This is a genomic window from Corynebacterium sp. HMSC074H12 (assembly GCF_001813755.1).
Lineage (GTDB): Bacteria > Actinomycetota > Actinomycetes > Mycobacteriales > Mycobacteriaceae > Corynebacterium > Corynebacterium hiratae.
The window spans coordinates 37,292-58,698 of record NZ_KV813943.1; the positions used below are offsets into that span (position 1 = coordinate 37,292).

Annotated in this window: 21 protein-coding genes; 16 read left to right on the forward strand and 5 right to left on the reverse strand. The window is 62.4% G+C overall.

The window, feature by feature from the left end; genetic code table 11:
* The first annotated feature begins 5 nt into the window (after positions 1 to 5).
* The 6 genes from HMPREF2932_RS10195 to HMPREF2932_RS10220 are packed head-to-tail and all read left to right on the forward strand — an operon-like array spanning position 6 to position 6,335.
* Positions 6 to 1,445 (forward strand): DAK2 domain-containing protein, encoded by a 1,440-nt coding sequence (locus HMPREF2932_RS10195; protein ID WP_046649075.1) that lies wholly within the window; start codon positions 6 to 8, stop codon positions 1,443 to 1,445.
* 3 nt (positions 1,446 to 1,448) lie between these two features.
* Complete coding sequence (locus tag HMPREF2932_RS10200; protein WP_049156549.1) at positions 1,449 to 3,545, forward strand: ATP-dependent DNA helicase RecG; 2,097 nt, start codon at positions 1,449 to 1,451, stop codon at positions 3,543 to 3,545.
* A gap of 42 nt (positions 3,546 to 3,587) precedes the next feature.
* Positions 3,588 to 4,214, forward strand: a complete 627-nt coding sequence (rsmD, locus tag HMPREF2932_RS10205; RefSeq protein WP_071410095.1) for a 16S rRNA (guanine(966)-N(2))-methyltransferase RsmD — start codon at positions 3,588 to 3,590, stop codon at positions 4,212 to 4,214.
* Positions 4,215 to 4,216: 2 nt separating this feature from the next.
* Entirely contained in the window at positions 4,217 to 4,693 is a 477-nt protein-coding gene (gene coaD / locus HMPREF2932_RS10210) for a pantetheine-phosphate adenylyltransferase (RefSeq protein WP_046649077.1), read from the forward strand.
* 6 nt (positions 4,694 to 4,699) lie between these two features.
* Positions 4,700 to 5,455, forward strand: coding sequence for a sulfite exporter TauE/SafE family protein (locus HMPREF2932_RS10215; RefSeq protein WP_049156553.1), 756 nt, complete (start codon positions 4,700 to 4,702; stop codon positions 5,453 to 5,455).
* Positions 5,456 to 5,480: 25 nt separating this feature from the next.
* Positions 5,481 to 6,335, forward strand: coding sequence for a PPK2 family polyphosphate kinase (locus HMPREF2932_RS10220; protein WP_071410096.1), 855 nt, complete (start codon positions 5,481 to 5,483; stop codon positions 6,333 to 6,335).
* A gap of 3 nt (positions 6,336 to 6,338) precedes the next feature.
* Here HMPREF2932_RS10220 and HMPREF2932_RS10225 read toward each other — a convergent pair whose 3' ends face one another.
* From HMPREF2932_RS10225 to HMPREF2932_RS10245, 5 genes are read right to left on the reverse strand one after another with little or no spacing between them, the layout of a single operon-like run.
* Entirely contained in the window at positions 6,339 to 6,851 is a 513-nt protein-coding gene (locus tag HMPREF2932_RS10225) for a hypothetical protein (protein ID WP_071410097.1), read from the reverse strand.
* Positions 6,852 to 6,853: 2 nt separating this feature from the next.
* A complete protein-coding gene (locus HMPREF2932_RS10230; protein ID WP_049156560.1) occupies positions 6,854 to 7,369 on the reverse strand; it encodes a hypothetical protein in 516 nt (171 codons plus the stop codon).
* On the reverse strand, positions 7,366 to 7,887 hold the full coding sequence (locus tag HMPREF2932_RS10235) for a YbjN domain-containing protein (RefSeq protein WP_070511708.1): 522 nt from the start codon (positions 7,885 to 7,887) through the stop codon (positions 7,366 to 7,368). The genes HMPREF2932_RS10230 and HMPREF2932_RS10235 overlap by 4 nt, the downstream gene beginning before the upstream one ends.
* Positions 7,880 to 8,395 carry a YbjN domain-containing protein gene (locus tag HMPREF2932_RS10240; protein ID WP_046649083.1) on the reverse strand — a complete coding sequence of 172 codons (516 nt, stop codon included), beginning with the start codon at positions 8,393 to 8,395 and terminating at the stop codon, positions 7,880 to 7,882. The genes HMPREF2932_RS10235 and HMPREF2932_RS10240 overlap by 8 nt, the downstream gene beginning before the upstream one ends.
* A 28-nt stretch (positions 8,396 to 8,423) precedes the next feature.
* Positions 8,424 to 9,821, reverse strand: a complete 1,398-nt coding sequence (locus HMPREF2932_RS10245) for a TIGR01777 family oxidoreductase (RefSeq protein WP_071410098.1) — start codon at positions 9,819 to 9,821, stop codon at positions 8,424 to 8,426.
* A gap of 161 nt (positions 9,822 to 9,982) precedes the next feature.
* Between HMPREF2932_RS10245 and pyrR the strand changes: the two genes are divergently transcribed.
* From pyrR to coaBC, 10 genes are all read left to right on the forward strand, one after another.
* A complete protein-coding gene (gene pyrR, locus HMPREF2932_RS10250; RefSeq protein WP_046649084.1) occupies positions 9,983 to 10,573 on the forward strand; it encodes a bifunctional pyr operon transcriptional regulator/uracil phosphoribosyltransferase PyrR in 591 nt (196 codons plus the stop codon).
* Positions 10,574 to 11,545: an aspartate carbamoyltransferase catalytic subunit gene (locus HMPREF2932_RS10255; RefSeq protein ID WP_046649085.1), complete on the forward strand. Its 972-nt coding sequence runs from the start codon at positions 10,574 to 10,576 to the stop codon at positions 11,543 to 11,545.
* Positions 11,546 to 11,587: 42 nt separating this feature from the next.
* A complete protein-coding gene (locus HMPREF2932_RS10260; RefSeq protein ID WP_070516573.1) occupies positions 11,588 to 12,976 on the forward strand; it encodes a dihydroorotase in 1,389 nt (462 codons plus the stop codon).
* Positions 12,977 to 13,091: 115 nt separating this feature from the next.
* Positions 13,092 to 14,255 (forward strand): glutamine-hydrolyzing carbamoyl-phosphate synthase small subunit, encoded by a 1,164-nt coding sequence (gene carA / locus HMPREF2932_RS10265; RefSeq protein ID WP_070516574.1) that lies wholly within the window; start codon positions 13,092 to 13,094, stop codon positions 14,253 to 14,255.
* Positions 14,256 to 14,285: 30 nt separating this feature from the next.
* The gene (gene carB / locus HMPREF2932_RS10270; protein WP_070516577.1) at positions 14,286 to 17,627 is read left to right on the forward strand and encodes a carbamoyl-phosphate synthase large subunit; all 3,342 of its coding nucleotides are present in this window, start codon (positions 14,286 to 14,288) and stop codon (positions 17,625 to 17,627) included.
* Positions 17,611 to 18,459, forward strand: coding sequence for an orotidine-5'-phosphate decarboxylase (pyrF, locus tag HMPREF2932_RS10275; RefSeq protein WP_070516579.1), 849 nt, complete (start codon positions 17,611 to 17,613; stop codon positions 18,457 to 18,459). Before carB ends, pyrF begins: the two co-directional genes overlap by 17 nt.
* Positions 18,460 to 18,729: 270 nt before the next feature.
* Positions 18,730 to 19,050, forward strand: coding sequence for an integration host factor, actinobacterial type (gene mihF, locus HMPREF2932_RS10280; protein ID WP_010186801.1), 321 nt, complete (start codon positions 18,730 to 18,732; stop codon positions 19,048 to 19,050).
* 8 nt (positions 19,051 to 19,058) lie between these two features.
* Positions 19,059 to 19,628, forward strand: coding sequence for a guanylate kinase (gmk, locus tag HMPREF2932_RS10285; protein WP_070516581.1), 570 nt, complete (start codon positions 19,059 to 19,061; stop codon positions 19,626 to 19,628).
* A gap of 38 nt (positions 19,629 to 19,666) precedes the next feature.
* Positions 19,667 to 19,969: a DNA-directed RNA polymerase subunit omega gene (gene rpoZ / locus HMPREF2932_RS10290; RefSeq protein ID WP_046649090.1), complete on the forward strand. Its 303-nt coding sequence runs from the start codon at positions 19,667 to 19,669 to the stop codon at positions 19,967 to 19,969.
* A 151-nt stretch (positions 19,970 to 20,120) separates the two neighbouring features.
* Entirely contained in the window at positions 20,121 to 21,389 is a 1,269-nt protein-coding gene (coaBC, locus tag HMPREF2932_RS10295) for a bifunctional phosphopantothenoylcysteine decarboxylase/phosphopantothenate--cysteine ligase CoaBC (protein ID WP_070516583.1), read from the forward strand.
* The last annotated feature ends 18 nt before the right edge of the window (positions 21,390 to 21,407 follow it).

Genomic DNA, 21,407 nt, shown 5'->3' on the forward strand with positions numbered 1-21,407 from the left:
CCAACATGTCTTATCCCGCCGAGTTGGATGCCCGTGGCCTGCACGAGTGGGCCGCGCGAACCGTTAAGGAGCTACAGCGCCGCCGCGCCGAGATTAACGCCCTCAACGTGTTCCCGGTGCCCGATTCTGACACGGGATCCAACATGGCGCACACCATGGAATCTGCCCTGGCGGAGGCCGATAAAGGCGAGATGGACGTGGCTGAAGCCCTGGCCATCGGTTCGGTACGCGGAGCGCGCGGCAACTCCGGGATGGTGCTGTCCCAGGTATTGCGCGGGGTGGCTGACGCCACGACGGATTCGCGGGTGGATGGTTCGGTCTTGGCGGATGCCCTCTCGCTGGCCGTCACGCTGGTCGACCGTGCTCTGGCCTCCCCAGTGGAAGGCACCATCATCACCGTGCTGCGTGCCTCGGCCGCCGCTGCTAGTAAGGCCGCCGAGGAGTCCGGCGCGCAACTGCACGGTATTGTGGTCGCGGCGGTCGACGCCGCCCGGCAAGCCTTAGCGGAGACTCCTTCCCAGCTGCCGGCGCTGCGCGAGGCCGGTGTCGTAGACGCCGGCGGAGCAGGCTTCGTCATCTTGTTGGAATGCTTGCTGGCCCAGCTCACCGGTGAAGACACCGTCCCCGAACCTGTGGCTATAGAGACTGTAGGGGCAGAGCCCACGCAGAGCGAATCGCTGCCGTCTCACGGAGAGAACTGTGCCGCGCCACAGCCTGGGGCCGGCCCGGAGATTGAAGTCATCTTCTTCTTCGAGGGAGACCTCGCCCAGATCGAGGAGGCCCTCAACCCGTTGGGCAATAGCCTCGTCATCGCGCGAGCCACGGAGGATTCTGCGAGCGTGCACATCCATAGCTCCCAAGCCGGTGCGGTCATCGAACAAGCCTATGGCCTCGGAAAAGTCAGTAACCTGCGCCTCGAGGTGCTTCCCTCCGCCGGAGATACAGCGGCCGGCGAAATGCAGGCCATCGATCGTGCCGGGCGGCGAATCTTCGCCGCAGTGCCCGAAGGAGCCGCCCGCGAGCTTTTTGAAAAGGCCGGGGCGGATACCGTCAAGCCCGGCGACGGCCCTCGCGCCGCGAAGGCGGGTGATCTCTTCTTGCCCAACGGCTACGGCGGTGCGCCCGGCACAGCCACGCTTATCCCGACTGATTCCCTCGTCTCCGGGCTCGCCGCGCTGTCGGTCTACTCACCGGGTTCCACCCACACCGCCGAGGCAGTGGCCACCATGGCGGATGCCGCACGCTCGATGCGGGTGGTGCATCCGGATACAGAATCCATCGACGGGATTGTGGCGTCGTGCTGCAGCCAATTGGCCTACGGCGGGGAGCAGATCACCGTGCTCACCGGACTAGAGATCGATGAGGACGAGCTGGCGCAGCTCTTGGGCGTCGACGTGGTGGTGCTGCGGGTTCCCGGGCTGCGTACCGAGATCGGGGTGGAGTAAGCCATGCTGGGGTGGCAGGATGACCGTGCGCTGACGGAGATTCTGGCAAAGAAGGATGCCTCAGCAATCAAGCGCGCCTTCGGGTACACCACGTGCGGGGAGCTGCTCAGCCACTATCCACGCGACTACATCCGCCACAACAAGGACGTCGGCCTCGGCGGTGCCGAGGACGGTGACCACGTCACCATCACCGGTGTCATTGAGGATGTCCGCGTCAAGCACACCTCCAAAGCCATGGTCTTTATCCTCTACATGGATAGTGGAGTCCAAGCCTCATTCTTTAACGCGCATTACGTGCAGCGCGTGCTGGGGCGCGGCATGCGCGTCATGCTGTCTGGCAAGCTGAAGTACTTTCGGGGATACCCCAGCCTGCAGCACCCTGACTTCCTCATCCTCGACCCCGGCCGTTATCAGGAATCCTTGCTGGATAGCACGACTGGGCAGGGGACAGGCTCGCTGAAGAAGCTCTCCCAATTCGGGTCGCTGGAGACCTTCCTGCAGCGCGAGTGGATTCCCGTGTACCCAGCCAGCGGGAAGGTGACGTCGTGGTACATCATGGGTGCTATCCACAAGGTGCTGGAAAATACGCCTTCGATTCCGGAGCCACTGGACTACCGCATGATGGTGACGCTGGACCAAGCCGTCCGCGAGATCCACGAACCGGGTGAGCACGGGCCCGAACGCGCCATCCAACGTTTGAAATACAATGAGGCGCTGTCGATTGGGCTGGTTATGGCCCTGCGCCAGCGCGATGTCAAGGCGCGTACGGCAACCCCGATGCCAGCGATTTTGGAGGGCTACCGCGACGAACTGCTCAGCGAGCTGCCCTTTGAACTGACTGCGGGCCAGCGCCGCGTCATCGCGGAGATCGACGCGGACCTGTGTGGCACCGCGCCCATGATGCGTCTTCTGCAGGGCGAGGTGGGCTCGGGCAAGACCCTGGTGGCCACGTGCGCCATGCTGCAGGCGGTCGACGCTGGCAAGCAGGCCGCGCTGCTCGCGCCGACGGAGGTGCTGGCGGCGCAGCATGGGGCGTCGATTAGCGCCAGCGTTCCCGAAGGAGTCACCGTCACCGTGTTGACCGGCTCGATGAAGACAGCGGAGAAGCGGCAGGCGTTGCTGGAGATTGTCTCCGGCGAGGCCGATATCGTCATCGGAACGCATGCCATCATCCAAGACACGGTGGAGTTCTTTGACTTGGGCCTCGTCATCGTGGATGAGCAGCACCGTTTCGGCGTGGAGCAGCGCGATAGCCTGCGCACCAAAACCCGGGAGGGCACGAGCCCCCACCTTCTGGTCATGACGGCGACACCGATCCCGCGCACGATTGCCATGACCGTCTTCGGTGACTTGGCCGTGTCCACTCTCAAGGAGCTGCCTGGCGGGCGAAAGCCTATCTTGTCCGCGGTGGTGCCCGAATGGAAACCGGAATGGGTACGCCGCGCCATCGAGAGAATCCGCGAAGAGGTAGAAAAGGGCCACCAGGCCTATATCGTCTGCCCGCGGATTGAAGGCGAGGGCGGCGTGGAAACGATGTCCGTACAGCTGCGCAACCTGCCGCTGCGGGGTCTGCGGGTGGAGATGCTGCATGGCAAAATGCCCGATAAGGACGAGGTCATGGAGCGCTTCGCCCGCGGGGAAATCGACGTCCTCGTGGCTACCACCGTCATCGAAGTCGGCGTCGACGTACCCAACGCCACCGTGATGCTCATCCGCGAATCGGAGAATTTTGGCGTCTCGCAGTTGCACCAGTTGCGTGGGCGCGTGGGGCGCGGTGGTAACGACTCCGTGTGCTTGCTGCATACCACCGCCGAGCCCGACAGTAAGTCCTACCGGCGCATCCAGGCCATAGCTGATACGCCGTCCGGTTTTGATTTGGCGGAGCTGGATCTTCGGCAGCGCCACGAAGGGGACATCCTAGGAACGCTGCAATCTGGCACCAAGCGCACTCTGAAACTGCTCGATCTCAGCCATGATCGGGACATTGTTGAGCGCACGCATGCTGATGCTGCCGCATTGGTGGAGCGCAATCCCGAGCTAGCGGAGGAGTTGACACACAATTTGAGTGCGGATGAGCAGGAGTTTTTGGAGAAGAACTAGGCCAGTCACCGCGCGCAGCTGAGGGGAGATAGGGTAGAGGCCATGACCAGAATCATCGCTGGGGAGGCCCGGGGGCGCACCATCAAGGTGTCGGAAGCCGGGACTAGACCTACCTCTGACCGTGCCCGCGAGGGCCTTTTCTCATCGTTGAACGTGCGTTGGGGTTTCATCGACTCCCGGGTGCTGGACCTTTTTGCTGGGTCCGGTGCCTTAGGTCTGGAGGCAGCCAGCCGCGGCGCTGAGGAAGTGGTCTTGGTGGAAAACAATCCTGCGGCGGTGAAGATCATCCGCCACAACATTGGGGTGGTGAAGCACCCGCGCGTCGAGGTACGCGAGATGAAGGCCTCGTCCTATCTAGCGACCGCCCCGCGCGGGTATTTCGATATGGTGCTCGCGGATCCTCCCTATGAGTTCGATGATGTGGATGGGCTGTTGGCCGCGATCGAACCGGTGTTGGATGATGCCGCAATCGTCGTCATCGAACGCCATGTGGATTCCCCGCAGACGCAGTGGCCGGAAGGCTTTGAGCCCACCGGCCAGAAGCTCAAGAAGCGGACCTTTGGCATTGCGCGTTTTGATATGGCGATTTATCACCGCGCTGAGGACAGTGACTACAGCGACAACGCGGGTAGCGAAGATACCGCCATGACCGAAATCAAGGAGGATTAGCCATGCCCACCCACGCCGTCTGCCCGGGATCTTTCGACCCCATCACGCTGGGCCATGTTGACGTGTTCAACCGCGCCAGCGAATTGTTTGACAAGGTCACCGTGCTGGTGACGGGAAACCCCGATAAGCCGTCCGGACTGTTTAGCGTGGAGGAGCGCGTGGATCTCATCCGCCGTACCGTCGCGCCAGAGATCCAGGTGGACTGGTGGGGCGGCCTGCTCGTGGATTACACCAGTGCCCATGGCATAGACACCATTGTCAAAGGCCTGCGCTCCTCCTTGGACTACGAGTATGAGCTGCCGATGGCACAGATGAACCGGCGCCTTTCCGGGATCGATACTGTCTTCTTGCTCACTGATGAAAAGTACGGCTATATCTCCTCCTCCCTGTGCAAGCAGGTGGCACAGTACGGCGGCGATGTCACGGGTATGTTCCCAGAGCACGTTGCGGCCGCCGTAATGGAACGCTACCGAGGCTAAGGAGACATGTCTGTACTGGCAATACCTTTCGTCGTCCTCGTTACCGTCATAGTCGGCTCCTGCCTGCAGCGAGTCTCCGGCATGGGGTTGGGCCTCATTGGCGGGCCCATCTTGACGCTCTTCCTCGGCCCCGTGGAAGGCATCATGGTCATCAACGTTTTGGCCTGCATTAACGCCATCCTCACGACCTATTCCATGCGCGAGAATGTGGCGTGGGATAAGTGGCTGCGCATCGGCCCCTTCATGGTCCTCGGCTCAATCCCGGCGGCGCTGCTTATCGCGCGCATCGATACCTCGGCGTTATTGGTGCTCGTGGGCGCCGCCTTGTTGATCGCGCTGGGCGTGGTGGTCTTCGGCCGCAAATTCGTCCCAGAGATGCGGGGGACGGGGCCCGCGATCTCCGCGGGTATCTTGGGCGGTTTTACCAATACCCTGGCCGGCGTCGCCGGCCCCGTCATCACCGTGTACGCCCAGGCTGCGCGGTGGCCTAAGTCAATCCTCGCCGCGACCCTGCAACCCTGCTTTGTCATCGGCGGATTGTCCTCTGTTCTGACGAAGTACTTCCTGGGCTCCGGCGGTTTCGAGGGCCTGCACTGGCTGGTGTGGCCTTGCGGAATAATCGGCATGTGCGTCGGCATCCTTGTAGGCAAGAAGATCGCCGGGCACGTCTCGCGGGAGAAAGCCCACACGCTGTCGCTGGCGCTGGCTAGCCTGGGAGCGCTGAGTGCTCTGCTGCGCGGTCTTTCCACGCTGGGCGCTTAAAACACTGCCTGGGTAAGGTGGACCCATGGCGAAGTTCAAGATTGAAGACGCGCTCTCCCTGCGCGCAGGCAAGAATTTTCAGATCGACTCGGTCGATGCCTCCGCAACCCCCGGCTTCGACGGTGACAAGGACGAGCTCGATGCCCGTTTCACCAAGTACGATGACGAGCTCTATGAACTGCAGGAGCGGCTCTTTGCCAACGGTCGCAGCTATGGTGAGGACGCCCCAGCGGTGCTCATTGTGTTGCAGGGAATGGATACCTCGGGCAAGGGCGGTGCTATTCGCCACGTGCTCAGCACCTTCGACCCGCAGGGAACCACCACGGTTGGTTTCGGAAAGCCCACCGAGGAAGAGCTGGAACATGACTTCTTGTGGCGCATCCGCAAGCACGACCCGCAGCCGGGACAGATTGTGGCCTTTGACCGCTCCCACTACGAAGACGTCCTCATTCAGCGCGTGCACGAGTGGGTCGACGAAGAAGAAGTGGACCGCCGCATCGAGGCTATCCGGGATTATGAGCTCGACCTGACAGCGAAGGGTGTCAAGGTCATCAAGATCTTCCTACACCTGTCCAAGGAAGCCCAGAAGGGGAATCTGCTGGAGCGCACGGAGCGGGAAGACAAGTTCTGGAAATACGATCCCGCCGATGTGGAGGAGCGCGCCTATTGGGATAAGTACATGGCGGCCTACCAGGACGCCATCCAGCGCACGGATGAAAACTATGCTCCCTGGTACGTCATTCCTACCGATAACAAGAAGTATGCCCGCATGGCGCTGAAGTTCCTCATCGTGGATCTTCTGCGCCACCTGGACCTCGAGTGGCCAGCGCCCGACTTCGATCCGGACGTGGAGCGCCAACGCATCGAGGACGCCGACTAAGAACTAGTCGCTCTGCCTATCATCGACGTCGCTGGCGAGTTCACGGGCGGCGGCGTTGAAACTATCGAGGACAGACAACAGCGCTTCCTGGGCATTGATAATTCCCAGATTGAGGGCGTGAAAGAGCTGGTCTTCGTTCAGACCCGCCGTGGTGACGAAGCAGGCATCACCACGCAGCTCCACCTCATCCTCAACGAGGCCAACGAGCGCGCGCCCATCGAAGGCACTGGAATTGAACTCGTTGCACAAGACGTGGAAGACCGGGAGCATGTCCGCGTCGAGCTGCGTCGGCAGCACGCATTCCATGCGCACGAGGCCATCGTCGACGGTGATAACCCAATCAAGCTCATTGAGGCGGGCAACCGCAGCAGTGGGGTCTTCTGGGTGCGCGGTGGCCGCCATATCTAGTTCCGTACCGTTGAGCACGCTCAGCACGCTGTCCCGGCTGACGGCGGGCAGCGGTGACCCGGACAGGATGTCGAAAGGATCGGTGCCTTCACTAGCGTTGTGGCTCATTCCTACTCCTCCTCGTTCCAGGTGACTGCCTGTGGAAAACGCTGCGCCACGACGTCGAAAATCTCCGCGAAGCTGGCGAGGGAGCTCAGCAGGAAATGCCCCAGCTGGGCCAAGGACAGACCTTCGCCCACGGCCATGGCGCGGTTGGCACCTAGGTGGATCTCCGCGTTGCCCTTCGCGTCCTCTTCGACGAGGAAGTTCAGGGTGGGCGCCACGCTGGCCCAGTTCAGCTCCGCCACGGCAGCAGCAACGTCTTGTTCGAGGTGCGCGGGAAGCGTGCCTTCCCAGGAAGCGAAGGCGCTCAATACGTCGCCCTCCGCGTCGAGGTCACAGTGCACCGCGATGTGCGGCACACCGGTCTGCAGGACGCGGCGCGCGGGGGCGTTGTCGCCGCCGACACCGAGAGCGTCGCCTTCCTCCGGGGCAGCTTCGATGAGCGCGTAGTCGGCGTCGATAAGCTCGCACAACTGCGCCAGCCGGTCGATGGTGACCGGCTCAACCACGTGGAGATCGGTCACTGCTGCTCACCCTGGGCGCCCTCGGTTCCCTCGCCTGCCTGTGCGGCAGATTCGGAACCGAGCTTGGCCATCTCCTCGGCGGCGGCGACCATGGCGTTCTGGGCGTTGATGACACCATCCACGGAGGCGCGCAGCGCGGCCGCGAGTTGTTCGTCGGTCATGCCGGCCGCGCACGGAATATCGGCCTCGGTGCGCACGAGCAGCATGCCGTCGAAGTCAGCGATGACAGCGCGTGCCCCCATGGCCACGGAGTTGATCTGGTTAGCCGCGAGGAAAAGGCCGGCGTCGGCCTTGGCGTAGTTGACGTCCGTTGGCACATCGCAGCGCACGATGGCGACGCTTTCCAGCACAGCGAACATGCACGGCAGGCCGTTGAGGTTGGCGGTAGCGGCGTCGTCGCGGCCGGTGACCGGCTCGAGTTCGATGTCGAAAGTCTTCATTGCCTCGATAATGCGGTCGAGGGTGACCTCCGGCAGTGCGTGCGGATCCTCGGCGGGGGTAGTCGCAGGATTAGTCATGGTTGTGCTCCTTCCAGGTGACGAGCTGCGGGTACTGCTGTTCAATCCACTCGAAGGACTGCAACACGGCATCCAGGGTGGACATGACGAATGCGCCTAACTGGTTGCGGGAAGCGCCGTGGGTCAGGTCGAGATCGCGCGCACCGGAGACCGCCAAGGCGTTGTCCGGAGCCTCAAAGAAGCGGAACGTCGGCGTGAAGTGATCCTGGTTCCAGGCGTTGATGTGCATGAGGAGCGCGGGGCCCTCGGAGGCGGGCACGGAACCGCGCCACACGGAATCGACGATGAGGGACGAGCCAACCAGCTGGAAGGCGATGGCGGCGTTGGAGAAGCCGGTGCGCAAAAGGTTGACCGTTTGGCCGTCCTGCGTCTTTTGCTCTTCGATGCGGTATTCCAAGCCCTCTGACTTAAAGATCTCCGCAATGCGCTCGAGTGTGACCTCCTCAATCGGAGTATCGGGCTGCAGCTGGCGTTGCTGCGCTTCGTCGTGATTAGTGGTGTCAGTCAATTCTTCTACTCACTTCGCTACATTCTTCTTAATCTTTTCCGGCCCCGACACTACCGGAGCCGTCTTCCTTGGGTGCGGAGGTGGGGGTCTCGACGAGCTTTTCTCCGCCCAGCTCGTGGGCAAGCGCTGGAGCGATCTCGGGATAGCGGAAAGTATGGCCGAGCGCTTCTGCGCGCGTGGGCAGAACTTTTTGGTTAGCCAGTGCAAGCTCACGCGCACCTTCCTTGCCCAGCAGCAGAGCCGGGCCGACGCTGGGAATCGGAATGATGGTGGGGCGGTGAAGCAAGGAGCCAAGGGCATCAACATAATCGCGGTTGAGCACCGGAGTGGGGGAGACCGCGTTGATGACGCCGTGCCAGGCTGGGTCGAGCGCGGCGCGGATGAACATGTCAGAAAGATCATCGTGCGCAATCCAGCTATTCCACATGGTGCCTTTGCCGAAGGCGCCGCCAAGACCTGTGGAAAACAGCCCGCGTAGCAGCGGCAGGATCCCCGCATTGGCTGATTGCACAATACCCGTGCGCAGGTTAACCACGCGCTTTCCAGCCTCGCGCGCCGGCCCGCACGCCGCCTCCCAGTCGGCGACGACGTCGGCGAGAAAACCCTCGCCGCGCTCCGATTCCTCGGTCAATTCCGTATCACCCCTGTCCGGGCCATAGATTCCAATGGCGGAAGCACACACCAGGGCGGTTAGGGACGGGGTCTCAGCAGCTACCTGGGCGAGTAGGCGGGTAGGCTCGACGCGGGAATCCCGAATGGCCTCTTTGTGCGCGGAATTAAAGCGCCCGAAGATAGGTTCGCCGGCCAAGTGGATGAGAACGTCAACGCCCTCCAGCAGGTCCTTCGCTGGCAGCTGGGGGCGCCAGAGGCGCTCGCCAGGCCCGGGGTTGGAGCGCACCAAAGGAATGACGGTGTGGCCCAGGGTGCCCAGTTGTGCAGCCACAGCCGCGCCCACCGTCCCGTGCGTTCCGGTTACCGCTACCGTGCGGGGCTCGGCGTTGAGCGCGCCGAGCCTGTGAGCAAAGCGAAAGTCTTCGAGGAGCTGCTGCTGGCGGTAAGCAAAGATCGATTCCAGGGCTCCGGCAGGAATGCGGGTCTCCACCTTGTCCGTGATGAGCGTGCCCTCCGGGTGATCCTCAAAGAAGTGCTCGTGGCGCCAATTCGCCAAGGAGCGGAAGGGGGCGTTGATACAGACATCCGCGAAGGACCGCCGCGGTTGGTAGCGGCTGAGGTCGTGGCGGGCAACCCATTTCAGGCCGCCGGGAAAGCCCAATATTGAGGTTCCATCGGCCAAGGACTCGGCTTGCTGAAGCGGGGTCATAAAACCGAAAGGTGGGGTGAGGCGAGCAAACGCCCCCTGGCGGGTATGCCACTGCCATACGTCTTCGCGCGGGGCGGGGACAACGTGCTGGGTAGTGAAACTCACTGTCTATAGACCTGCCTCAGGAGATTCGGGGGTGCGAGGGCGTACCAAGCACGCGTGAAGAGTGCTATGGTTAGTGCTGGCTTTCAAGCATAGACAAGTCCACTGAACCATTGTCCGACATCCTTTAAAGACCGCACCGTGAGGCGGGGAAGGAGGTCACGATGAGTGAATCCGGCACCCACGCGGAGTCCAACGAGCTGCTGAGCTCCTCAGACGTCGCGCGTACTGTCGCACGCATCGCGCACCAGATCATTGAAAAGACGGCGCTAGATTCGAGTGATTCTTCTCGAGTCCTGCTCTTAGGCATTCCCTCTGGTGGCGTGCCTTTGGCGCAGCGCCTTGCCGAAAAGATTGAGGAATTCTCCGGGGTGGAGATTCCCTGGGGCTCCCTCGACATCACTTTGTACCGAGACGATTTATATGCCCGCCCGCACCGTGCCTTGCAGCCCACGACGGTGCCTGACGGCGGGATCGATGGCGCCACCGTCATTCTTGTCGACGACGTCCTTTACTCCGGCCGCACCATCCGTGCCGCCCTCGATGCCCTCGCGGACATCGGCCGCCCCGACATCATCCAGCTCGCCGTCCTCGTGGACCGCGGACACCGCCAGGTACCCATCCGCGCCGACTACGTGGGCAAAAACATCCCCACCGCGCGGGATGAGGATGTCACCGTGTACAACGCCGACATTGATGGGCGCGATGCCGTCGTTCTCACCCGCTTCACTGCACAGCCCGGCAAGGAGGCATAAATGAAGCACCTCATTAACATCGCCGACCACAGCGCCGAGGAGATTCTCGGTCTGATGGATGAGGCCGACCGCTTCCGGGAGGCCCTGGAAGGCCGCGAGGTCAAGAAGTTGCCCACGCTGCGCGGGCGCACCGTTTTCACCTTGTTCTACGAGAATTCCACGCGCACTCGTTCCTCTTTCGAGACGGCGGGCAAGTGGATGTCGGCGGATGTCATTAACCTCTCCGCTTCGACGTCCTCGGTCAAGAAGGGCGAGTCCCTCAAGGACACCGGGTTGACCTTGGCGTCCATCGGGGCGGACGCCATCATCATGCGCCATCCTTCCTCCGGTGCGGCACAGCAGCTAGCTAGCTGGGTAGCGCCCGGCGGCCAGGGCCCGAGCGTGATTAACGCCGGCGATGGCTCCCACCAGCACCCCACGCAGGCGCTTCTCGACGCCGTCACGATGCGCCAGCGCCTGCACCTGGGCGCGGATCGCTCGGCAGCCGGCACCGGTTTTGAAGGTCTAAACGTGGCTATCGTCGGTGACTGCCTGCATTCTCGCGTGGTGCGCTCCAACGTGGACCTGCTCTCCACGCTGGGTGCTGAAGTCACGCTCGTCGCCCCGCCGACGCTGCTGCCTTTCGGCGTCGACACCTGGCCGGTGCGCGTCTCCCACGATTTCGATGCAGAGGTTGCCAAGGCAGACGTCGTCATGATGCTGCGCGTGCAAGCAGAGCGCATGAACGGCGGTTTCTTCCCCTCGCACCGCGAGTACGCCACTCTCTACGGGCTGTCCAAGGACCGCGCAGCGGCCATGAAGAAGGACGCCATCATCATGCACCCAGGCCCCATGGTCCGCGGCATGGAGATCAACTACGCCGTGGCTGACTATGACAACACCGCGGTACTCCAGCAGGTTAACAACGGTGTCCACGTGCGCATGGCGGCTTTGTTTACGCTGCTCACTAACGGCGAGAACGCCGGTATCTAAATCGATATGTCCCACTTAGCAACGAGGAGAGCTGAAGAATCCATGACTACTTATCCAGACACCGGCGTGCTCTCTGCTCCCGCGGCCGGCACTCTGCTCATCACCAACGTTCGCCCCTATGGCGAGGGTGAGCCCACCAGCATCCTGATCAAGGATGGCGTCATCGAAGCCATCGGTGCTGCCGCTGACGCCGGTGACGCCAGGGACGCCGGGGGCGTGACCCCGGCGGTCAAGGCGGACCGCACTATTGATGGTGGCGGCAACGTGCTGCTGCCAGGGCTGGTGGACATGCACGTTCACCTGCGTGAGCCGGGCCGCGAGGACACCGAGACCATCGAAACCGGCTCGCGCGCTGCCGCCAAGGGCGGCTTTACCGCAGTGTTCACCATGGCTAACACGTCACCGGTGACGGATCAGCCGATCATCGCCGAGTCCGTCTGGGCCAAGGGCCAGGCACGCGGCCTGTGCGATGTCCACCCGGTTGGCTCCATCACGAAGGGCCTCGAGGGCAAGACTCTGACCGAGTTTGGCATGATGGCCCGCTCGGATGCCAAGGTGCGCATGTTCTCTGACGACGGCAAGTGCGTCCAGGACCCGCAGCTCATGCGCCGTGCCTTGGAGTACGCGAAGGGCCTTGACGTTCTGCTGGCTCAGCACGCAGAAGATCACCGCATGACCGAAGGCGCTAGCGCCCACGAGGGTGAGGTCGCCGCCCGCCTCGGCCTGCGCGGCTGGCCGCGCGTCGCCGAGGAATCCATCGTCGCCCGCGATGCACTGCTCGCGCGTGACTACGGCAACCGCATGCACATCTGCCACGCTTCGACGAAGGGCACCGTGGAGCTTCTTAAGTGGGCCAAGGAACAAGGCATCCCGCTGACCGCCGAGGTGACCCCGCACCACCTGCTGTTGACCGATGACAAGCTGGTGACCTACGACGGCGTCTACCGCGTCAACCCGCCGTTGCGCGAGGAATCTGACACCCTGGCCCTGCGCCAGGCATTGCTCGACGGGCTTATCGACGTCGTGGCGACCGACCACGCCCCGCACGGCAGCGAAGACAAGTGCGTCGAGTTCGAGCACGCCAAGCCGGGCATGCTGGGGCTGGAGTCCTCCCTGGCGGTCATCGCCAAGCTTTTCGTCGCCACCGGTCTGGCCGACTGGCGCTTCGTTGCCCGCGTCATGTCGGAACGCCCGGCAGAGATCACCCGCCTGCCTGGCCATGGCCGCCCGATTGCCGTGGGAGAGCCAGCGAACCTCACCATCGTTGATCCGGAGCACCAGTGGGTATCCGATTCCACGCGCCTGGCATCGAAGTCGGAGAACAACCCATACGAGGGGGAGGAATTCGGCGCACGCGTGGCCTACACCATCCTGCGCGGTGCGGTGACCTACGACCTAGCGGCTGAAAGCGGCAGCGAGGCGGCCGAGTAATCGGGATAATCGACAATCAGAGTTGCTCACCACTTAAGTAGTCAACGCACACCAACGCACGTCCCCAACACAATCACCCTTCACCGAGAAAATTCACTGAAAGGTTCAACACACAGTGACTTCCACTACCACCACCCCCGCCATCCTGGTCCTCGCTGATGGCCGCACCTTCCGTGGCTTTGGCTTTGGCGCCACGGGTACGACCCTGGGCGAGGCCGTCTTTACCACCGCCATGACGGGCTACCAGGAGACCATGACGGATCCGTCGTACCACCGCCAGATCGTCGTGGCCTCCGCGCCGCAGATTGGTAATACAGGCTGGAATGATGAGGACAATGAGTCCCACGGCGACAAGATCTGGGTTGCCGGTCTGGTCATCCGCGACCTTGCCCGCCGCGTCTCCAACTGGCGCGCCGAGCGCTCACTGCCGGAGGAGATGGAAAAGCAGGGCATCATCGGTGTCAGCGGCATCGATACCCGCACCCTGGTGCGCCACCTGCGCAACCACGGCTCCATCAAGGCCGGTATCTTCTCCGGTGCCGATGCTGAGCGGGACGTCGAGGAGCTCATCGCTGAGGTGAAGAACCAGCCCTCCATGGCCGGACTCGACCTGTCGGCAGAGGTCTCGACTGATGAGGTTTATACCTTCCCGGCCGTAGGGGAGAAGCGCTTCACCGTCGTGGCCTACGACATGGGAGTCAAGACCGCCACACCGAAGAACTTCGCCGAGCGCGGCATCGAGACCATCGTGGTTCCCGCCAACACCCCGTTCGAGGAGATTAAGCAGTACAAGCCGGATGGTGTGTTTGTCTCCAACGGCCCGGGCGACCCGGCTACTGCGGACACCATGGTTGGCATTGTCCGAGACATCCTCGCCGCCAAGTACCCGTTCTTCGGTATCTGCTTCGGCAATCAAATCCTCGGCCGTGCGCTGGGCATGGATACCTACAAGCTGAAGTTCGGCCACCGCGGCATCAACGTGCCGGTGCGCAACCAACTGACCGGAAAGATCGACATCACCTCTCAGAACCACGGCTTCGCCCTGGCCAGCCCCTCGGGCAAGGAAGACCCGGCCGGTGAGGAATTCGAGACCGACTTCGGCCCGGCAGTGGTGTCTCACACCTGCCTCAACGACAACACCATTGAAGGTGTTGCGCTCAAGGATGGCATGGCGTACTCCGTGCAGTACCACCCTGAGTCCGCGGCTGGCCCGCACGATGCTAACCCGCTCTTTGATCAGTTCATCGAGCTCATGACTGAAAAGTCCCCGAACAAGTAGAACGCAACCAGGAAAAGGAAGAAGAAACACATGCCAAAGCGCAACGACATCAATCACGTCCTGGTTATCGGCTCCGGTCCGATTGTTATTGGCCAGGCCTGCGAGTTCGACTACTCCGGTACCCAGGCCTGCCGCGTGCTCAAGGAGGAAGGCCTGCGCGTTACGCTGGTCAACTCCAACCCGGCAACGATCATGACGGACCCGGAGTTCGCCGACCACACCTATGTGGAGCCCATCGAGCCCGAGTTCATTGAGAAGATCTTCCAGAAGGAAAAGGAAGAGGGCAACCCCATCGACGCCGTGCTGGCAACCCTGGGCGGCCAGACCGCTCTGAACGCCGCGGTGCAGCTGGACCGCCTGGGTATCCTGAAGAAGTACGATATCGAGCTCATCGGTGCCGATATCGATGCGATTGAGCGCGGCGAGGACCGCCAGAAGTTCAAGGATATTGTCGCCTCCATCGGCGGCGAATCCGCGCGCTCCCGCGTCTGCCACACGATGGAGGAGGTCCACGAGACTGTCGCCGAGCTCGGCCTGCCGGTTGTCGTTCGCCCGTCGTTTACCATGGGCGGCCTCGGTTCGGGCCTGGCCTTCAACGAGGAGGACCTTGAGCGCATTGCCGGCGGCGGCTTGGCTGCATCCCCAGAGGCGAACGTCCTCATCGAGGAGTCCATCCTGGGCTGGAAGGAGTTCGAGCTCGAGCTCATGCGTGACGGCGACGATAACGTGGTGGTCATCGCGTCCATCGAGAACGTCGATGCCCTCGGCGTCCACACCGGTGACTCCGTCACCGTGGCGCCGGCCCTGACTCTGACGGATCGCGAGTACCAGAAGATGCGCGACCAGGGTATCGCCATCATTCGCGAGGTGGGCGTCGACACCGGCGGGTGCAACATCCAGTTCGCAGTGAACCCGGATGACGGCCGCATCATCACCATTGAGATGAACCCGCGCGTGTCCCGCTCCTCGGCGCTGGCCTCCAAGGCCACCGGTTTCCCGATTGCCAAGCTGGCCGCCAAGCTGGCCATTGGCTACACTTTGGATGAGGTACGCAACGACATCACCGGTGTGACCCCGGCTGCATTCGAGCCGACTCTGGACTATGTCATCGTCAAGGCTCCGCGCTTTGCCTTTGAGAAGTTCCCGGGCGCCGATGACACCCTGACCACCACCATGAAGTCTGTGGGCGAGGCCATGGGTATCGGCCGCAACTACATTTCCGGCCTGAATAAGGTCATGCGTTCCCTGGAGTCCAAGCCCGCAGGTTTCTGGACCCAGCCAGATGAGTACTTGGCCGGGGAGCGCGCTACGGATCTCGAGGCCGTTCTCAAGGACCTGGAGCGCCCGACAGAGGGCCGCATGTACGACGTCGAGCTGGCCCTGCGCCTCGGTGCCACGGTGGAACAGTTGCACGAGCATTCGCACATCGACCCGTGGTTCCTCGCCGAGCTTGAAGCGCTTGTTGAGTTCCGCGAGGAGCTCGTGGGCGCTCCGGTGCTCGACGCCGAGCTGCTGCGCCGCGCTAAGGTCTTTGGCCTGTCCGACGCCCAGATCGCGGCTCTTCGCCCAGAGTTCGCCGGTGAGGATGGCGTGCGCTCCCTGCGCTGGTCTTTGGGCATTCGCCCGGTGTACAAGACCGTTGATACTTGTGCGGGTGAGTTTGAAGCCCAGACCCCGTACCACTACAGCGCTTATGAAATGGACCCGAACGCTGAGTCTGAGGTGCGCGAGAGCAGCGAGAAGACCAAGGGCAAGGTCATCATCTTGGGCTCCGGCCCGAACCGTATTGGCCAGGGCATCGAGTTTGATTACTCCTGCGTGCACGCCGCCTTGGAGCTCTCCCGTGAGGGCTACGAGACGGTCATGGTTAACTGCAACCCGGAGACGGTGTCGACCGACTATGACACCGCCGACCGCCTCTACTTCGAGCCGCTGACTTTCGAGGACGTCATGGAGGTCTACCACGCGGAGGCCGCGTGCGGTGAGGTTGCCGGAGTCATCGTCCAGCTGGGTGGTCAAACCCCGTTGGGCCTGGCTGAGCGCCTGACTGCTGCCGGCGTTCCGGTCGTGGGTACTTCTGCCGCTGCCATCGACTTGGCGGAGGACCGCGGTGAGTTCGGCAAGGTGCTTGCTGAAGCCGAGCTTCCCGCACCGGCCTTCGGCACCGCGACCTCCTTCGAGGAGGCACGCCAGGTTGCCGCGAAGATCGGCTACCCGGTACTGGTCCGCCCGTCCTACGTGCTGGGAGGCCGCGGCATGGAGATCGTCTACGACGAAGATTCGCTGCGCGATTACATTGAGCGCGCTACCGAGATCACCTCGGATCACCCGGTCTTGGTTGACCGCTTCCTGGATAACGCCATCGAGATTGACGTCGACGCGCTGTGCGACGGCGAGGAAGTCTACCTCGGCGGCGTGATGGAGCACATCGAGGAGGCCGGTATTCACTCCGGTGACTCCTCCTGTGCGTTGCCGCCGATGACGTTGGGCCCAGAGGATATTGAGAAGGTGCGGGAGTCAACGCGTCGTCTAGCGCATGGCATTGGTGTTAAGGGCCTGATGAACGTTCAGTACGCCCTGAAGGATGACACTCTCTACGTCATCGAGGCCAACCCGCGTGCCTCCCGCACCGTGCCTTTCGTCTCCAAGGCCACCGGCGTTCCGCTGGCCAAGGCCGCCGCGCGCGTCATGCTGGGTGCATCCATCGCCGAGCTGCGCGAGGAGGGCATCATCCCGTCTACTTACGACGGTGGTTCCCTGCCGCTGGAGCACCCGATTGCGGTCAAGGAGGCCGTGCTGCCGTTCAACCGCTTCCGTCGCCCCGATGGCCAGCTACTGGATACCTTGCTGTCTCCGGAGATGAAGTCCACCGGTGAGGTGATGGGCTTGGCTGATAACTTCGGTGCCGCCTATGCCAAGGGTGAGATGGCCGCCTTCGGCGAGCTGCCCACCGAAGGCACCGTGTTTGTCTCCGTAGCCAACCGCGATAAGCGCACGCTTATCTTCCCGATTCAGCGCCTGGCCTACATGGGCTACACCATTGTGGCTACCGCTGGAACCGCGCAGATGCTGCGCCGCAATGGCGTCGAGTGCGAGGTCGCCCGGAAGGTTTCGGAGGCCACGGAGGGCGAGGAGTCCATCGTGGATCAGATTCTCGCTGGAAAGGTAGATCTCATCCTTAACACCCCGGCAGGCTCCGCCGGTGCCCGCCACGACGGCTATGACATCCGCGCTGCTGCCGTATCCGTGGGTATTCCGTTGGTGACCACCGTCCAGGGCGTGACCGCCGCCGTGCAGGGCATTGAGGCTCTGCGTCGCGGGGATCTCAAGGTGCGCGCGCTGCAGGAGCTTGAGCATGACCCAGCAAACTAGGAAGACGCCGTCTTTCGGTGAGCGCCTCGTAGCAGCCGGTGCGGAGCGCGGGCGCCTGTGCGTAGGCATCGACCCGCACCCGCATCTGCTGGAGGACTGGGGCCTGTCGGTTGATGTGGATGGTCTGCGCACGTTTACCCTGCGCTGTGTAGAGGCCTTCGCTGAGACTGCCGCAGTGGTGAAGCCACAGGTGGCCTTCTTTGAGCGTTTCGGTTCGCGCGGCTTCGCAGTTCTTGAGGAGGCCCTCGCGGGGCTCCGCGAGCAGGGCTGTCTGAGCTTAGCGGACGCGAAGCGCGGAGACATCGGTTCCACCATGGCGGGCTACGCGCAAGCCTGGCTGGGGGAGGACTCGCCGCTGCGTTCCGATGCTGTGACGGTCTCGCCCTACCTTGGTGTGGGCGCTTTGAGCCCAGTCTTCGACCTAGCGGAGCATACTGGACGCGGGGTCTTTGTCCTTGCGGCGACCTCCAACCCGGAGGCCGTGGCGTTGCAGTCGTTGAGCGTCGACGGCCGCAGCGTGGCACAGCGCGTCGTCGATGAGCTTGCACAGCGCAATGCGTCCGCGGCTGGGCCAAACACCACCGTGGGTGCCCTTGGTGTTGTCGTTGGCGCGACATTGGAGGCTCCGCCTGCACTAGACCAATTAAACGGTCCGGTGCTGCTGCCGGGTGTGGGCGCCCAGGGCGCCACGCCCGCCGATGTAAGGGAACTCACCGCAGCGGCGCCCGAGCTCGGCTTTGCCAACGTTTCCCGGGCCATTCTTTCGCAGGGGCCGAATGTCTCTGACCTGCGGAAAGCCGTAGTGGATGCGGCGGCGGAGTTCCGGGACTAATAATCAGACCAGGTAGCGGCGTGCTGGATTAACGGGCGCGCCGTTTACCTGGTATTTTGTTTAAGGCATGTGCGTTGACGTGCGGGAACCTTTAAAAGAAGGGGGCCGCGTTACGTCATCGCGTACAGACCAGTGCTAGGATTGCCAGAAGTCGGTTCGTGGAGGTAGCAAAAGCTATCCCGCGCTGGGGAAACCTTCCCACCGTGAGCCGAGATTCTGGTGCTAGCCATCAGATGACAATGTTCGAACTAATGAAATCGGAGGAAACCCGTGGCCCTTCCCAAGTTGACAGATGAGCAGCGCAAAGAAGCTCTCGCAAAGGCCGCTGAGGCCCGCAAGGCTCGCGCTGAGCTCAAGGCTGCGCTGAAGCGCGGCGAGACCAACCTGCAGGAAGTTCTAGAGAAGGCCGAGACCGATGAGATCATCGGCAAGACCAAGGTCTCCGCTCTCCTCGAGGCCCTGCCGAAGGTTGGCAAGGTCAAGGCTAAGGAAATCATGGAGGACCTGGAGATTGCTCAGACCCGCCGTCTGCGTGGCCTGGGTGACCGTCAGCGTCGCGCCCTTCTCGAGCGTTTCGGCTACGGCGAGTAATTAGCGCAATGGCTGACGAAACTGCACGCGGGCGCCTGGTCGTTCTGGCCGGGCCGTCTGCTGTGGGTAAGTCCACTGTGGTTTCGCGCCTGCGCGACGATGTCGACAACCTCTACTTCAGCGTCTCCATGACGACGCGCCAACCCCGTCCCGGAGAGACTGATGGGGTGGACTACTTCTTCGTCTCCCCAGAGACCTTCCAACAGCATATCGACGCCGGTGACATGCTCGAATGGGCAGAGATCCACGGCGGTTTGCAGCGTTCCGGGACGCCCGCTCAGCCGGTCCAAGAAGCGATGACGGCTGGACGCCCGGTGTTGGTAGAGGTTGATCTTGCAGGCGCCCGCAACGTGAAGGCGGCGATGCCGGAGGCGGAAACCGTGTTTCTCGCCCCACCATCTTGGGAAGTTTTGGTCGAGCGCCTGACAGGGCGTGGGACCGAACCGCAGGATGTCATCGATCGCAGGTTGCAGACCGCTGAGTCGGAGCTTGCCGCGCAAAAGGAGTTCGACCACATCGTTGTCAATGAAGATCTCGATGAGGCCGTTGCTGCTATTAGTGCTATCCTGCGTGGATAGACCACGATTTTGACCATCTACCAACAGTAAAGGTGCATGTGACCAACGTGACCACACCTGCTAATTCTGAGGCCGTTAAGCCGGAACCAGTATTCGATCCGCCGACGGGCATTACCGATCCGCCGATCGATGAGCTGCTGGGCAAGGTCTCGTCCAAGTACGCTCTGGTGATCTTTGCCGCTAAGCGCGCACGCCAGATCAACAGCTACTACCAAGAACAGGATGAAGGCGTCTTCGAGTTTGTCGGACCGCTGGTGACCCCGGAACCGGGGGAGAAGCCGCTGTCCATCGCTTTGCGCGAAATCGAAGCCGGCCTGCTGGACCACGAGGAAGGCAACTAAGCTTTTCCGTGCCGGTAGCTGCCTACAGCACATTCTGAACTGAACCCACCCACGTGTCTGCCAAGATACTGGGTGGGTTCAGTGCGTCTTGGGTAACATCGTCCGAGTGAAGGACGTACAGCATTTCCAAGAAGCTCAAGAAAGTAGCGCCGTGAATCATCCAGAGTCCGCAGGGGCGGGGTCGGCTCAACGGCGGCGCATCCTCATCGGAGTGGCGGGAGGAATTGCCGCCTACAAGGCGTGCCATCTTATCCGCGATTTCACTGAGCATGGCGATGATGTTCGCGTGATTCCTACCGAGGCTGCGCTGAACTTCGTTGGGGCAGCGACCTTTGAGGCCTTGTCGGGGCATCCGGTGTCGACCACGGTCTTTGATGCGGTGGATGAAGTCCAGCACGTCTCCCTAGGCCAGCAAGCGGATGCCATCGTTATTGCCCCGGCAACCGCGGACCTGATCGCGCGTTTGGCTGGTGGTCGCGCCGACGATCTTCTCAGCGCATCCGTCCTTGTTGCGACGTGTCCGGTGATTATCGCCCCAGCGATGCACACGGAGATGTGGCTTAACCCGGCAACCCAAGACAACGTGGCTACGCTGCGCCGTCGCGGAGTTACTGTCATGGAGCCCGCCCACGGCCGCTTGACCGGTACCGATACGGGCGCAGGCCGGTTGCCGGATCCGGAGCAGATTGCGGAATTTGCTCGCACCATCATTGCCGGCCACCGCGTGGACCATGATTGGCAGGGCCGGAAGGTCGTGATCTCCGCTGGCGGCACGCAAGAGAACCTTGACCCAGTGCGCTACCTTGGCAACCGCTCGTCCGGACGACAAGGCTTTGCGTTGGCTGAGATTGCCGCACAGCGGGGTGCCGATGTCACCATCGTTGCCGGTAATACGGAGGCGCTTCCGGTTCCCTCCGGTGCCACGGTCGTGCGGGTGACCTCAACCCGCGATATGCAGGAGGCAATGAATACAGAGTCCGCCGACGCGGACATCGTCATCATGGCCGCGGCCGTTGCGGACTATCGCCCAGCCTCCGTGGCTGATTCAAAGATGAAGAAGGGTACCGCGGACGCTGATTTGGCGCATCTGGAACTGGTGGAAAATCCGGATATCCTCAAGGGCCTCGTCGAGCGTCGCGACAGTGGCTCCCTCAACCCCGATGCCATCATCGTCGGCTTCGCCGCAGAAACCGGTGATGAGACGACGACTGTCCTGGAGTACGCCCAGCGGAAGTTCGCAAAGAAGGGCTGCGATGTACTCATGGCCAATGAGGTCGGGGAGGGAAAGGTCTTTGGCCAGCCCACGAGCGCTGGGTGGATCCTGCGGCGTGATGCCGAGCCAGTGGTGGTTGAGCCTGGCTCGAAACAGGTCGTGGCCGCGCAGATACTTGAAGCTGTGAATGAAATCCTGAAAAAGTAGTGGTCGTTCTTGCAGCTG

What these genes read in the sequence shown, in the direction of transcription:
- pyrF (WP_070516579.1), top strand. Translation starts at nt 17,611, where the DNA reads ATGACCCAGCAAACTAGGAAGACGCCGTCTTTCGGTGAGCGCCTCGTA.
- HMPREF2932_RS10260 (WP_070516573.1), top strand. Translation starts at nt 11,588, where the DNA reads ATGACTACTTATCCAGACACCGGCGTGCTCTCTGCTCCCGCGGCCGGC.
- rsmD (WP_071410095.1), top strand. Translation starts at nt 3,588, where the DNA reads ATGACCAGAATCATCGCTGGGGAGGCCCGGGGGCGCACCATCAAGGTG.
- HMPREF2932_RS10195 (WP_046649075.1), top strand. Translation starts at nt 6, where the DNA reads ATGTCTTATCCCGCCGAGTTGGATGCCCGTGGCCTGCACGAGTGGGCC.
- pyrR (WP_046649084.1), top strand. Translation starts at nt 9,983, where the DNA reads ATGAGTGAATCCGGCACCCACGCGGAGTCCAACGAGCTGCTGAGCTCC.
- coaD (WP_046649077.1), top strand. Translation starts at nt 4,217, where the DNA reads ATGCCCACCCACGCCGTCTGCCCGGGATCTTTCGACCCCATCACGCTG.
- HMPREF2932_RS10200 (WP_049156549.1), top strand. Translation starts at nt 1,449, where the DNA reads ATGCTGGGGTGGCAGGATGACCGTGCGCTGACGGAGATTCTGGCAAAG.
- HMPREF2932_RS10235 (WP_070511708.1), bottom strand. Translation starts at nt 7,887, where the DNA reads ATGACTAATCCTGCGACTACCCCCGCCGAGGATCCGCACGCACTGCCG.
- HMPREF2932_RS10215 (WP_049156553.1), top strand. Translation starts at nt 4,700, where the DNA reads ATGTCTGTACTGGCAATACCTTTCGTCGTCCTCGTTACCGTCATAGTC.
- carB (WP_070516577.1), top strand. Translation starts at nt 14,286, where the DNA reads ATGCCAAAGCGCAACGACATCAATCACGTCCTGGTTATCGGCTCCGGT.
- gmk (WP_070516581.1), top strand. Translation starts at nt 19,059, where the DNA reads ATGGCTGACGAAACTGCACGCGGGCGCCTGGTCGTTCTGGCCGGGCCG.
- HMPREF2932_RS10220 (WP_071410096.1), top strand. Translation starts at nt 5,481, where the DNA reads ATGGCGAAGTTCAAGATTGAAGACGCGCTCTCCCTGCGCGCAGGCAAG.
- HMPREF2932_RS10225 (WP_071410097.1), bottom strand. Translation starts at nt 6,851, where the DNA reads ATGAGCCACAACGCTAGTGAAGGCACCGATCCTTTCGACATCCTGTCC.
- HMPREF2932_RS10255 (WP_046649085.1), top strand. Translation starts at nt 10,574, where the DNA reads ATGAAGCACCTCATTAACATCGCCGACCACAGCGCCGAGGAGATTCTC.